The sequence below is a fragment of the Pseudomonas sp. LB3P25 genome (assembly GCF_054897985.1).
In genome coordinates, this window is sequence record NZ_CM142711.1 from 3931881 (window position 1) to 3945404 (window position 13524).

11 protein-coding genes, 1 tRNA gene and 1 pseudogene are annotated in these 13524 nt (G+C 57.5%); 3 read left to right on the forward strand and 10 right to left on the reverse strand.

Going from position 1 to position 13524, the window contains the following annotated elements; translation table 11 throughout:
- Positions 1–80: 80 nt before the first annotated feature.
- The 3 genes from ACYZTW_RS17850 to chrA all read left to right on the forward strand — a co-directional run bounded on the left by ACYZTW_RS17850 (position 81) and on the right by chrA (position 3673).
- Positions 81–884 carry a 2OG-Fe(II) oxygenase gene (locus ACYZTW_RS17850; protein ID WP_462001126.1) on the forward strand — a complete coding sequence of 268 codons (804 nt, stop codon included), beginning with the start codon at positions 81–83 and terminating at the stop codon, positions 882–884.
- A 493-nt stretch (positions 885–1377) separates the two neighbouring features.
- A complete protein-coding gene (locus ACYZTW_RS17855) occupies positions 1378–2322 on the forward strand; it encodes a chromate resistance protein ChrB domain-containing protein (RefSeq protein WP_462001127.1) in 945 nt (314 codons plus the stop codon).
- Positions 2315–3673, forward strand: a complete 1359-nt coding sequence (gene chrA / locus ACYZTW_RS17860) for a chromate efflux transporter (RefSeq protein WP_462001128.1) — start codon at positions 2315–2317, stop codon at positions 3671–3673. The genes ACYZTW_RS17855 and chrA overlap by 8 nt, the downstream gene beginning before the upstream one ends.
- Positions 3674–3772: 99 nt before the next feature.
- On the opposite strand, the gene ACYZTW_RS17865 is transcribed toward chrA, so the two are convergent.
- The 10 genes and pseudogenes from ACYZTW_RS17865 to nirB form a co-directional block, all read right to left on the reverse strand.
- Positions 3773–4894, reverse strand: a complete 1122-nt coding sequence (locus ACYZTW_RS17865; protein WP_462001129.1) for a nickel/cobalt efflux protein RcnA — start codon at positions 4892–4894, stop codon at positions 3773–3775.
- Between the two features lie 8 nt (positions 4895–4902).
- On the reverse strand, positions 4903–5178 hold the full coding sequence (locus tag ACYZTW_RS17870; RefSeq protein WP_462001130.1) for a metal/formaldehyde-sensitive transcriptional repressor: 276 nt from the start codon (positions 5176–5178) through the stop codon (positions 4903–4905).
- 269 nt (positions 5179–5447) lie between these two features.
- Positions 5448–6740 (reverse strand): group II intron reverse transcriptase/maturase, encoded by a 1293-nt coding sequence (gene ltrA / locus ACYZTW_RS17875; RefSeq protein WP_462001131.1) that lies wholly within the window; start codon positions 6738–6740, stop codon positions 5448–5450.
- Positions 6741–7240: 500 nt separating this feature from the next.
- A tRNA-Cys gene (locus ACYZTW_RS17880) sits at positions 7241–7314 on the reverse strand.
- A 202-nt stretch (positions 7315–7516) separates the two neighbouring features.
- Positions 7517–7738, reverse strand: a complete 222-nt coding sequence (locus tag ACYZTW_RS17885; RefSeq protein WP_462005781.1) for a DUF3079 domain-containing protein — start codon at positions 7736–7738, stop codon at positions 7517–7519.
- Between the two features lie 18 nt (positions 7739–7756).
- A pseudogene (locus tag ACYZTW_RS17890) lies at positions 7757–8584 on the reverse strand (oxygen-independent coproporphyrinogen III oxidase); the annotation flags it as partial.
- Between the two features lie 116 nt (positions 8585–8700).
- Positions 8701–9144, reverse strand: a complete 444-nt coding sequence (locus tag ACYZTW_RS17895; RefSeq protein ID WP_462001132.1) for a CopD family copper resistance protein — start codon at positions 9142–9144, stop codon at positions 8701–8703.
- Between the two features lie 906 nt (positions 9145–10050).
- Complete coding sequence (locus ACYZTW_RS17900; RefSeq protein WP_462001133.1) at positions 10051–10491, reverse strand: CBS domain-containing protein; 441 nt, start codon at positions 10489–10491, stop codon at positions 10051–10053.
- Positions 10492–10531: 40 nt separating this feature from the next.
- Positions 10532–10909 (reverse strand): nitrite reductase small subunit NirD, encoded by a 378-nt coding sequence (gene nirD / locus ACYZTW_RS17905; RefSeq protein WP_462001134.1) that lies wholly within the window; start codon positions 10907–10909, stop codon positions 10532–10534.
- Complete coding sequence (gene nirB, locus ACYZTW_RS17910) at positions 10909–13470, reverse strand: nitrite reductase large subunit NirB (protein WP_462001135.1); 2562 nt, start codon at positions 13468–13470, stop codon at positions 10909–10911. Before nirB ends, nirD begins: the two co-directional genes overlap by 1 nt.
- Positions 13471–13524 lie beyond the last annotated feature (54 nt).

Consider the following 13524-nt stretch of genomic DNA (forward strand, 5'->3'; position numbering starts at 1 on the left):
GCGAATAGACGCAACGAGCAGTGCGTTCAACGCTGTTTGAAGTCACCCATAAGTCTTTGTATTAAGTTATTGGAGCGGTAATGGCACCCATCACTCAAACACTACCTATCACCCTCTCCCCGGAGCTTGATTTCGACCAAAACGCCGCCAGCGCCTTTGGTGACTCATTGGCCAGTCACTATATTCAGGCTACGCCATTTCCGCACATAGTCATCGACAACTTCTTACACGAAGACCTGATTGCGAGTATCTGCTCGCACTTCCCAATCGAGCCAACCAACAACGAAATGCTCTACGAGCGCGGCTATAAAGGTCAACGAAAACGTCAAATTAGTCCCAACGAATGCGCCCCCTATTTGAAGACTATTTTCAACGTCTTCAACTCTGCCCCCATGCTGCAGTTTCTTGAAAAGCTCACAGGCATCGAAGGTTTGATACCCGACCCCTACTTTACCGGTGGCGGCCTGCATGAAACGAAAAGTGGTGGTTTTCTGGGGGTGCACTCCGACTTCAGGCTCAACAAAAAGCTTAATATTGAGCGCAGACTGAATATCATAATTTATCTGAATGAAGACTGGCGAGAGGAATACGGCGGCAACCTGGAACTTTGGGATGTCGACATGAAGACCTGCCTTAAAAAAGTCCTGCCCATTTACAATCGCTGTGTCATTTTCAACACAGACAAAGACAGCAATCATGGGCACCCAGAGCCTTTAACGACTCCAGAACACATCACCCGTAGGTCTATAGCACTTTATTACTACACCGCTGGAACCATGGCGATCGATCCCGCACAAAGAAACAAAACCCACTACAAGCCAAGGCCCAAAGATCGTTTAAGCCTAAAGTACTACATGGGCAAACTAATCAAGAAGAAAAACTAAACTATATCGCCAGACGATCGAGTTCGTGCTTTTTTGAGCGTTCGCTTGCAAAACTGGATATGCCCCCCACGCACAGTTACAGCTATGACATAGTTTTTTGATCTCTTCACCCTTCTCAGAGTCGAGGCACTACCGACTGTCGGCTTTGGGTCCAGGCTGTGTGAAAAGGTTTTAGAGCACGTTGAATAGTCAACGCTGGAGCGAAAATCGCGCGCCCATGTAACTTTCAAGTCTGCTAACTGATCAAGCGTTGGCAGACTTCAAAACGGCGCATACGTTTTCACACAATCTGGGCCGGAAGCAGCCATTCACCGCTAACGCCTAAAGCATGAGAATGCCTTTCTGGTAGTGACCGCATTGCACACTATCTACCGACCCTGCCTATCCCCGTCTCCACCAAGGCTCTTAAGATCCTCATGATGAAGGGAAGCTTTTCAAGCGCCTAAATTACAGATAATGTAAATACATCTACAAAATAACTAGCGATCTCTACATGTCAAAATGGCTAGCGTTGATTCTCGGTTTACCTACCGCGAATGCCACCGAGCGCATGCGCGCTTGGCGGGCCCTAAAAGCTTCCGGGGCTGCGGTTTTGCGTGATGGTGCCTATCTGTTGCCTGATACCGGTGCCTGTCGTGAGGCTCTGGCGTCTATCGAGCGCGACATCCTTTCCATCAATGGCACTGCCTATGTGTTGCCTGTGGTGGATCCAGTCGGCGAGCGCTTTGTCGGGTTGTTCGACCGCAGCGAGGACTACAGCAGACTTCGTGTTGAGATTGAGGAGTGCCGAGGACAGCTCACGACCGAGAATGCGCTGTCCACCACCAAACAGATTCGCAAGCTGCGCAAAGGCTACGAACAGCTGACCAGCATCGATTACTTTCCTGGCAAGTCGAAGCAGCAAATCGACGCTGCCTTGCAGGAGCTTGAGACTGCGGTCAGCAGAGCGCTGTCTGCGGATGAGCCACACAGCCGCAACCAACCAATAACAGCACTCAACCGTGGCGACTATCAGGGTCGTATCTGGGCAACCCGCAAGCGTCCCTGGGTCGACCGCCTGGCTTGTGCCTGGTTGATCCGTCGCTTCATTGACCCCAACGCTCTGATCCTCTGGCTGGACACTCCACTGAACTGCCCGGCCGATGCGCTGGGCTTCGACTTCGATGATGCGACTTTCAGTCATGTGGGCAACCGGGTGACTTTCGAAACCTTGCAAGCCAGCTTTGAACTTCAAGAGCCTGGCTTAAGCCGCATCGCAGCCTTGGTGCATTACCTCGATATCGGAGGCATTCAGCCGGTGGAGGCTGCCGGTATCGAGCGTGTGCTGGCAGGGCTGCGCGAAACCATTACCCACGACGACCATCTACTGGCTGCCGCGAGCGCCATATTCGACGGCCTGCTCGCCGGGTTTGCGAAGGAGGAACAACCCAATGAGTAAGGATTTGGCACCCGTGGTTGAAGAAGAACTGTCGAGACCGGAAGCAATCAGTTTGCGTGAGGCCTTCTGGTTCTGGCTGAAGCTCGGCTTCATCAGCTTCGGTGGGCCAGCGGGACAGATCTCGATCATGCACCAGGAGTTGGTAGAACGGCGGCGCTGGATATCCGAGCGCAGATTCCTGCATGCCCTCAACTACTGCATGTTGCTGCCCGGCCCAGAGGCTCAACAGTTGGCGACCTACATCGGCTGGCTGATGCATCGAACCTGGGGTGGAGTGATTGCTGGTGCGCTGTTCGTGCTGCCCTCACTGTTCATCCTGATCGCTTTGTCATGGATGTACATCGCCTTCGGAGAAGTGCCTGTGGTGGCTGGGCTTTTCTATGGGATCAAGCCCGCCGTGACGGCCATCGTCGTGCAAGCGGCGCATCGGATCGGCTCTCGGGCATTGAAGAATAATTGGCTATGGGCGATAGCGGCGGCGTCATTTACCGCGATCTTCGCGTTCAATGTTCCGTTCCCGTTGATCGTTCTGGGTGCCGCATTGATTGGTTATGTCGGTGGACGCCTGGCACCCGAGAAATTCAGAGTTGGGGGCCATAGCGCCGCCAAAAAATCCTTCGGCCCAGCCTTGATCGATGACGACACTCCGTCCCCGGAGCATGCCCGGTTCAGCTGGTTGAAATTGGCATCGCTCGCACTGATTGGCGCCGCACTATGGGCATTGCCGATGGGGATTTTGACCGTATTATTTGGCTGGGAAGGCACCTTTACCCAGATGGGCTGGTTCTTTACCAAGGCGGCGCTGTTGACGTTTGGCGGGGCCTACGCGGTGCTGCCGTATGTGTATCAAGGCGCTGTCGGTCACTATGGCTGGCTGACCGCGACACAGATGATCGACGGCCTGGCGTTAGGCGAAACCACTCCTGGGCCGTTGATCATGGTCGTGGCCTTCGTCAGCTTTGTCGGGGCGTATGTCGCACAAGTGTTCGGTAGCGAACATGTGTTTCTGGCAGGAGCTGTCGCAGCTTCTTTGGTGACATGGTTCACCTTCCTGCCCTCGTTCCTGTTCATCCTCGCGGGTGGCCCACTGGTGGAATCGACCCACAACGAACTCAAGTTCACCGCACCACTCACCGCCATTACCGCGGCAGTCGTCGGTGTGATCCTCAATCTGGCGTGCTTCTTCGGCTATCACGTGCTGTGGCCGAAAGGCTTCGGCGGCAACCTTGATTGGCCCTCTGCGCTGATCGCCATTGCAGCGGCGATTGCCTTGTTCCGCTTCAAGCGTGGGGTCATTGAGGTGCTGATGGCCTGTGCGCTCGTCGGCTTGGCAGTGCATCTGTTGCGCTGAAAAACTGGCGGGCACCCGGCCCGCCAGATCACCCAGTGGCAGTGGCAGACGTTCCTTTGTGGTCACGATGGAAACTTCTATTTAACACTCAACACCTCGTTATGCAGTCAGGCCTATCCAGCCATGGAAGCCCACGTAGAGGCCAACACCGATGATCAACACGCTGGACAGGTAGGGCGCACGACGAGCAACGGTGCCCAGCCATGGCCAGCGATTGGACGCCTGTTTAGCGCCAATGGCCGCAGCAGCACCCACTGCCACCAACGTGATCGCAAGGCCAATGCTGAAGCACAGAACGAGCATGCCTCCCAGCGCGACTTCTTTAACCTGAAGACACAGCAACAGAACGGTGATGGCCGCCGGACAAGGAATCAGCCCCCCAGTCAAACCGAACATGACGATCTGTCCTGTGGTGACCTCCCGGTTGGTGAAACGCTTACGGATGTCGTTGGCATGTGCACGTTCGTGCGCATCCTGATAGCCGTCAATCGACAACTCCAGGCCTTCCAGTTCGGAATGCGCGTGCCCGTGATCATGCTCCAGGTACTCCAGGTCGTAATCATGGGAGTGACCGGCATGCCCAAGACTCAAGCGAGCACTGAACTCATGAGGCTCGGGGATATCGACAGTTGATTCCAGGAAGCCTTCACGCTGAGCAAATGAGAACGCTTGAGTGCTGCCGTCACAACGGGTAGTGATCAGACGAACGTCTGAAGCGGGCCAGGCATGCCCACTCAACGCTTTCATGCGCCAGTGGGGTGGCATGCCGTCTTCGAAGATCGACAGTTCAATACGGCCATGACCAGTATCGATACGATGGGTTTCATCATGGTGGCCGTGGTGGTGATCGTGTCCTTGCTCGAACTTGAACATCTGCTCGCCGCGCCAGGTACGCCACAGCATCCAGAGTGCAATCACAATAATCAGTGCGCAAGATACAAGCTGGAAGTAAGGCTCCGTGGTTTGAGCATCCAGACCTTGACCCAGGTACATGCCGCCGATGGCGATCAACCACACCACAGCGGTGTGCGAAAGCGTAGCGGCCAGGCCCAATAACACCGCCTGTTTTACCGAGCCACGAACGGCCACGATGAAGGCCGCCATCATGGTCTTTGAATGTCCGGGCTCGAGCCCATGCAATGCCCCTAACAGTATCGCGCTGGGGAAATAGAGCCACGCGTGGGCGCCACCCTGCTGAAGCAGTTCTGCAAAGTTTGGCATTACCGGGCCTATTTCGAGTAACGACGGATGGCTTCGAGCAGCTCTTCGACACCCTTGGCCCGCGCCTCATCGCTCAGCTCAGGGCTGGCAACATGGGCATGAGCGTGAGCTTCGATAATTTCGTCCATCAAGCCGTTCATTGCCCCACGCGTAGCCGCGACAAGATGCAGAGTTTTGGCGCAGTCAGCATCTGATTCCAGCGCTCGCTCTATAGCCTGCACCTGTCCAGCGATGCGCCGTACGCGTTTCAACAGATCATCTTTTTGCCCATGAACATGCGACATACCATACCCCCCCTACCTATGACGGCACAGATAATCACCTGCATTGAAGGCATTCGCAAGCTCTGCGTCCGTGCTTCTCAAAGAAGTTGTGATCCAGAATGACAGCCAGAGGGGCTCCCGCGCGTGTTGCCGGGTAGCATGTGAAGGATGAATTGCAGAGCACTCAACTTTCCCACAGGCAATCGGCATAGGGGACGGCCTTCATAGGCCGTTCCCCTGCCACACCACCCGGCATGCGGGTCCGCACCGGGCGGTTCGAGAGATTGAGGTCAGGAGAGACGCGGTAAACCCGTTCTGTCGAACCACGCTATATCGAGCACTCGGTTGAGTTCAAGAGCGCTATTGCGCCACCAGCAGCGAGAGCTTCCCGCCACTTTGCGAGCAGTAGCCTCACTTGCACCCAACCTGCGCAGCTCTCGATAGATCGTTGAACTACGCCGCCATTGCTTGAGCTGGATTGCTCGTAGTCGGTGTCGTATCCATTCATCTAACTCTCGCCAGATTCTGGGAGTTTGCGACAAGCCGAAATATCCCTTCCAGCCAAGCATGTAGGGCCTTAATCGGTCGACAACTTGTTGCAAGCTGCGGCCACCTGAGCGCCGGGTAAACCAGCGGATGCACTGTTTGAAGCGCTGACGCGCTTTGACCGCTACTGTCCTTTTGACGCCTTGTGGAGAAGCCCAGAACGCGTACCCCAGAAACTTGCGACCAAATACACTCGCCACCGCACTCTTGCTCTCGTTGACGCTCAAGTGCAGCTTTTCATACAGACGCTTGAGCAAGGCCATCACTCGCTGCCCGGCCTTCTTGCTGCGAACATACACATTCGCATCGTCGGCATAGCGCACGAAGCAATGACCTCGACGTTCAAGTTCCCGATCCACTTCGTCCAGCAGCACGTTCGCCAGCAACGGCGACAGCGGGCCGCCTTGCGGCGCCCCGCAGCGGCTTTTCTCGACTACGCCATTGATCTGCGTTCCCGCATCCAGATACGCCCGAATCAGCCGGATAACCGCCCGATCCGCAATCCGCTTGCGTAAACGATCAATCAAAATATCGTGATCGACCCGGTCGAAGAACTTCTCCAGATCAACATCCACCACCACTCTTCGCCCTGAAGACACATGGCGCTGAGCCGCCAAAACAGCATCCTGCGCGCAACGTCCCGGGCGAAAGCCGTAGCTGTGTTCACTGAAAGTCGGATCGAGTTCTGGTTGCAAGACTTGCAGCAACGCTTGTTGGATCAAGCGATCGGTGACCGTTGGAATTCCCAACTCGCGCTGACCGCCGTCAGGTTTGGGGATGACCACACGTCGTACCGGGCTGGGCCGGTAGACGCCTGAAAGAAGCTGTTCGCGAATCGCCGCCCACTGGCTCAGTAGATGTTCGGCGGTCTGTTCAATATCCAGACCATCGACGCCCGCTGCTCCCTTGTTGGCCTTGACCCGCTTCCATGCCCGCTTCAGGTTTTCTCTCGCAAAGGCCCGATCCAGCAGCCCTTGCCCTGCGTTGTCGGATTCATCTTGCGGGCGATTGACCTCGTCGCTGATGGGGCTTCTCACGGTTTCACCGCTCGCGTCCTCACATCCGCCCCGCGTTTGGCAGGCATCTGACTTCCGGTCGTTCGCATCAACATGGCCTATAACGCTTTCTCTCGTTCGGCCCTTCGTCAAAAAAAAAAAAAAGACTACTACGGCCTCTGCTGACTTCTCGCTCCGGCTTGCACCGTCGCCCTTTCAGGCACAAGGCGAGATCTCCCCAGGTAAGAACGCAATCCTTCACCACACAACCGCCGGATTTACGCAACCTGATCCTTGACCACAAGAGCTTCGCGGTTTTATGCCCGCTCGCCCTGATCGGCTTCGCCTTCTATCCGGTTCTTGTACATCGGCTCATGGCTTCGATCCACGCTTCCTCCCCACACTCGGTCGCCCTCATGCAGTTGCGCTTCACTTCGTTCGCTGTGGTCAGCTTACGGCGGGACTTTCACCCACAAGATTGCGCCCATGCTGGGCGCACATAAAAAACCCCGTAGATCATTGATCTACGGGGTTTTTAATAGTGGAGGCCGAGGTCGGAATCGAACCGGCGTAGGTGGATTTGCAATCCACTGCATAACCATTTTGCTACTCGGCCTCAAACATCTGATGTCATGTAGCACAACATCAAACGCGTACAAACTTGGAGTAAGATTCGTGATCTAACTCCTTGAAAACATTGAGCTTTTTCAGCGGTCAGTGCTTTCGATGGCGTGAATTATGTACTGATTTCCCGAGGCTGGCAACCCCTTGATTTCAAAAAAAATTCCGTCAGGTGGTTTCTATGTTTCAAGGGGGGCTCAGCTCTTCCGGCCGGGATCGTCCGTCACGTCTTCTACCGCGTTCAACGGTTCAATGGCCCAGTCCCCATGCAGATACCAATCGTCTCCAATCATTTCGGCCGGATGCATTGTCCTGTCGGAGCCATTGCCGCACGCCAGGGAGTTTGCTGGACAGTATCTGTCGCAGCCCCAGCAAATGCGCTCGGGATGCTTGGGGCTGATGGGAAAATTCTTGGCCATGTCGATCCCCTGTTCGCCAAGTAGTTGCTCAAAGCAGATCTGGCGCATCGCGCCTTTATCGTCCTGGCTGCACAGCGCTCTGACGTTGTCACCGAGCACCGGCCGATAGCGCCGTGGTGGCCGGGCATAGTCGAACACCATCAGCCGGTCAGGTTCCAGCTCGATAATGGTCGCCAGCTTCAGCGCGAAACTGTCTGGCGTCTGCCAGGCATGGCCAAAACCCAGATCGACGTTGATCGATCGAAACCTAAAGGTGCGCGCGGCATCCATGAGCGATTGAATCGGCGCCGGGTTCTGGTAGCGGGCCACCGACCTGTCACAGTCGGCGTCGATATCCGGAACGCCGATGCTGACGTGATTGAATCCCTGGTCGCGCAATAACCCCATGGTCGACCAGTCGGTAGGGTGAAGGTCGACCTCGACGCTGTAGTCGCCGCCCTCATGTTCGAGAAAGTTGAACCGGCCGCGCAGATGACTCATCAGCCGTTCCAGATGGGCAGGCGCGGGGGTTCCGCCCCCCAGATGAAACTGCTCGACCCGTTGCTCCGCACCGAGGTGACAACCGACGAGATCGATTTCCTGCTCCAGATGCTGAAGGTACTGCTCGATACCGTCGTACTCGCTGGCGATATCACGCGGGGAACATGAAGACGGCTTGAGACTGGAAGGCAGTTGCACGCTCAGGGACAGCGGACGGCGCTTCTGGCGGCTGACGCGCAATGCACGAAGCAGATCCAGAGAGCCAATACCGTCATGAAATTTTTGCGTGTCGGCATGACAGTTAGGGTCAAGCACGCCTTGATCGCACCGGGCGATCTCGCCTGGGTTGTGAAATAAATCGAGCATGACGGTCTCCGAGACTGGCTGCGGATTTACAGTCTCCGGGTTTAACCATCAATGCTCCTTGATTTGCGTCAAGCGCAAGCCAAGTGTCTGCACAACGGACCACCGGTCAGCCCCGATTACCACGTCAGGTAAAACATGCCCTTGGCCAGCAGCACGATAACGATCATGTGGCAAAACAGGCTGCCATGGATGAAGTGCAGGTATCGCGGGCTCATTCGGCCGCTTTTGAACAGAAACATGGCGCCCAGGAAATGCAGCAGCACACTCACGGCCACCGCTATTTTCAACGCCAGCAAGGTGCCGAACGATGAGGCCAGTGGTGAGGCAAGAGCTGGTAAATAGCGCAACCAGACCATGCCCAGTCCCGCACCGAACAACACCAGCAGCACCCACGGCATCAGCGAGCGGGCCCGGCGACCGATACCCTGCTCCACCAGCAGCATCACCCTGGCGGGTAACTGTTTGCGGATGCTTTCCAGGAACAGGACTTCGAAGAACACCGTGCCGATGAAGATCAGGGCGGCAAACAGGTGCAAGGTAAGAATCAGCGGATAGATCATGGAGTTTTCGCCTTGAGTCAAGGCAACCCGCGCTACGGCGAACATTGGGGTGAGCGCACTGGCTGTCGGTCTCTGGAGACTACAGAGCCCGCCTGGCCATGCGGTTGATACCGATCAAGAAACCCGCAAAACCTCCCAGTTCGTGTGTATATCCGTTACTGCGGTCACGGCTGCTTATGGTTCCGCCCTTACGGCGGGTCACTTTCGAAGAGCGCGAAAGTAACCAAAGCGCTTTGCCCCTGACGTTCGGTGCCTCGCCTAGGCTCGGCATGCCCTCGCTCCGGTCCTGCTCCGTGGGCCCGCCGCCATCGGCCATCCATGGCCGGGGGCGGCTAACCCGGCATCCATGCCGGGTTGCCCACTGCGCAGAACCTCCACTCGGCCTCTCGAGGGGGCGTACACCGCAAAAGCAAAAGCGAGGCGGCCTACCTGGCCGGCCTGCCTCTTCAAGCGTACACATTCCCCCTGTGGGAGCGAGCCTGCTCGCGAAAAACGTCCGGACACCGCGTTCATTCAGACAGCACGCGTTATCGTTCACGTCTTTCGCGAGCAGGCTCGCTCCCACAGGTACAGCGCCAGGCTTTTGATCTTGCTTTTGATCTTGCTTCTGATCTTGATCTGCCCCGTCGGAAGGCCGAGCGCAGGTTCTGCGCAGTGGGCACCGCGGCAAGGATGCCGCGGTAGCCGCCCCCGGCCATGGATGGCCGATGGCGGCGGGCCCACGGAGCAGGACCGGAGCGAGGGTATGCCGAGCCTAGGCGAGGCACCGTACGTCAGGGGCAAAAGCGTTTGGTTACTTGGCGCTTTTCCAAGTGACCCGCCGTAAGGGCGGAACCCTAAGTCGCCATCACCGCAGAAACGGATATGTACCCCCAACCTTAATTAAACAGCGAGGCGCCACCCCATTCAGTGCCCACGAATGTAATGCTCCAACTGCCGAATCAGATCAGCCTGCTCGACGATGGCTTCCTTGACCAGATCCCCAATCGATAACAGACCAATCAGTTCGCCGCCGTCCACCACCGGCAGGTGGCGCAGATGGCTATCGGTCATGACCGCCATGCAACGCTCGATGCTCTGCTGACTGTCGGCGGTCACCACGGGCGCGCTCATGATGTCGCGCACCGGCGTACCGACCGAAGAGCGCCCCTGCAGAACGACCTTGCGCGCATAGTCGCGCTCGCTGATCACGCCGACCACCTGCCCGGCCTCGATCACCGGAAGCGCGCCCACGTTCTTTTCGGCCATGACCCTCAGGGCTTCAAGCACCATTTCATCGGGCGCGATGCTATGCACCTGGCGGTTTTGCACGACCTTGAGTTTCAGCAATTGTGCGGCTGTTTTCATCAGTGCCTCCGATACCGTTGCGCGATCCTGTTGACCACCTTCAAGCCACCCCGACTTGCACCACACCGGCGTTCAAGCGCACAGGCCAGACACGCAGTCGCTGTTGCGGGTACTCCAGACAGCTGCCGTCCTCAAGGCGAAAATGCTGTTTGTAGATCGGCGATGCAACAACCAGATCCCCCTTGATGCTACCGACCAACCCGCGACCGATCACATTCGCCCCGGATTGCGGGTCATGATTGTCGATGGCGTAGAGGGTCCGACCCTCGGCACCGGGCAGGTAGAACAACGCCACCTGTGCGCCGTCGAGCCAGACGACGACGCCGGAGTTGCTCACCAGGTCCTGTTGCTCACACACCGTTTGCCAGGCCTCGGTGTTTTCCAGGGAATCGATGCGTTGGGTATTGGACTGGCTCATCAGGCAATCTCCTCGGTAACAGGGATAAGGTTGAGTTCGGCCGCCATGATCGGGCGCCGCTGGCCGCGCTCCTGGACAAAGTGGATGTCCGGGTCCGGGCGTTTATCGTTGACGAAGGTACGGAAGCGTTTGAGTTTTTCCGGATCTTTGAGGGCATTCGCCCATTCGCATTCATAGCGATCGACGACCAACTGCATTTGCGATTCAAGTTCCGCGCCAAGTCCGAGGCTGTCGTGAATGATCACGTCTTTGAGGTAATCGAGGCCGCCCTCCAGGCTTTCGCGCCAGACCGAGGTACGCTGCAATTTGTCAGCGGTGCGGATGTAGAACATCAGGAAACGGTCGATGTAGCGGATCAGGGTCGCATCGTCGAGGTCGGTGGCGAACAACTCCGCGTGACGCGGGCGCATGCCGCCGTTGCCGGCGATGTAAAGGTTCCAGCCTTTCTCGGTGGCGATCACGCCAACGTCTTTGCTCTGGGCCTCGGCGCATTCCCGGGTGCAACCAGACACCGCGAACTTGAGCTTGTGCGGCGAGCGCAGACCCTTGTAGCGGTCCTCGATGGTCAGGGCCATTTGCACGCTGTCTTGCACGCCATAACGGCACCAGGTGCTGCCGACGCAAGACTTCACTGTGCGGGTCGATTTTCCGTAGGCGTGCCCGGTTTCGAAACCGGCTTCAATCAGCTCGGCCCAGATGTCCGGCAATTCATGCAACTGCGCGCCAAACAGGTCGATACGCTGGCCGCCAGTGATTTTGGTGTAGAGGTCGTATTTCTTCGCCACCACACCAATCGCGATCAGTTTGTCGGCGGTGATCTCGCCACCGGGGATGCGCGGCACCACCGAATAGGTGCCGTTTTTCTGCATGTTGGCCATGAAGGTGTCGTTGGTGTCCTGCAGCGGCACCAGCGACGCGTCCATGATCGGCTGGTTCCAGCACGACGCGAGGATCGAGCCCACCGCCGGTTTGCACACGTCGCAACCGGTGTGGCCACGACCATGCTTGGCCAGCAGTTCTTCGAAGGTGATCACCCCTTCTACCCGCACCAGCGCATAAAGCTCCTGACGGGTATAGGCAAAGTGTTCGCACAGGCTCTTGTCGACGCTGACGCCACGGGCAATCAACTCATGCTCGAAAACCTGCTTGAGCAACCCGGCACAACCGCCGCAACCGGTGCAGGCTTTGGTCTGCGACTTGAGCAAGCCGAGGTCGGTGCAGCCACCGTCGATGGCCGAGCAAATGGAACCCTTGGTGACGTTGTGGCACGAGCACACCGTGGCCGATTCGGGCAACGCGCCCGGGCCCAGGGTCGGCGCGCCTTCGGACGACGGCAGAATCAGGCTGGCGGGTTCCGCCGGCAGCGCAATCGCGTTCTGCATGTATTGCAGCAGCGTGTCGTAATAGCTGTTGTCACCGACCAGCACCGCACCGAGTACGTGCTTGCCCGTGGCATCCACCACCAAGCGTCGATAGCTGGCCGTGGTTTCGTCGATGAACTGATAACTGCGCGCGCCCGGCGTGCTGCCGTGCGCGTCGCCGATGGAACCGACATCGACGCCCAGCAGTTTGAGCTTGGTCGACATGTCCGCGCCCATGAACGGCTCGGCGGTTTCGTTGCACAGCAGTGCGGCAACACCACGCGCCATTTGGTAACCGGGGGCGACCAGGCCAAAAATGCTGCCATTCCACGCGGCACACTCGCCGATGGCGTAGATGTTCGGATCGCTGCTCTGGCATTGGTCGTCAATCACCACACCGCCGCGCGGGCCGACTTCCAGCGAGCATTGACGGGCCAGTGCGTCTTGCGCACGGATACCGGCGGAAAACACGATCAGGTCGGTTTCAAGAAATTCGTCATTGGCGAAGTTCATCCGGTAGCGGTATTCCTCGCCTGCGCTGATCGATTGCGTTCCGCGCGACAGGTGCACACCGACGCCGAGCCGCTCGATCTGCGCCTTGAGCGCCAGGCCGCCGTATTCATCCAGTTGCACCGGCATCAGGCGCGGGGCGAATTCCACCACATGGGCTTCCAGGCCCAGGGTTTTCAGGGCGTTGGCCGCTTCCAGGCCCAGCAAGCCACCGCCGACGACCACACCACGTCGGGCGTTGGTCGCCGCGGCACGGATGGCGTCGAGGTCTTCAAGGGTGCGATACACCAGGCGCGAATCGCCCTCGGCGCCTTCGATCGGCGGCACAAACGGATAGGACCCGGTGGCCAGCACCAATTTGTCGTAAGAGACACAGCCTTGCGCTGTGATCACCTGACGGCGTGCGCGGTCGATTTCCAATACCGGCACACCCAAATGCAGGGTGACGCCCGGGGTCTGGTACAACGAGGCTTCACCGAGGGCCAGCGACTCGGCATCACGGCCGGAGAAATACTCGGAAAGGTGCACGCGGTCGTAGGCACGCATCGGCTCCTCGCTGAACACGTGCAGCCGATAGTGATCAAGGGCACCGCGTTCGATCAGCTGTTCGACACAATGATGTCCGACCATGCCATTGCCGATCACGATCAGCGTTTGCAGCTTGTTCAAAGTGGCAACATTGGAATTCATAAGAGACACCCGTCGATAGCTGTTCAAAAAGCAAAAAAAAACGCCTGAAACCTT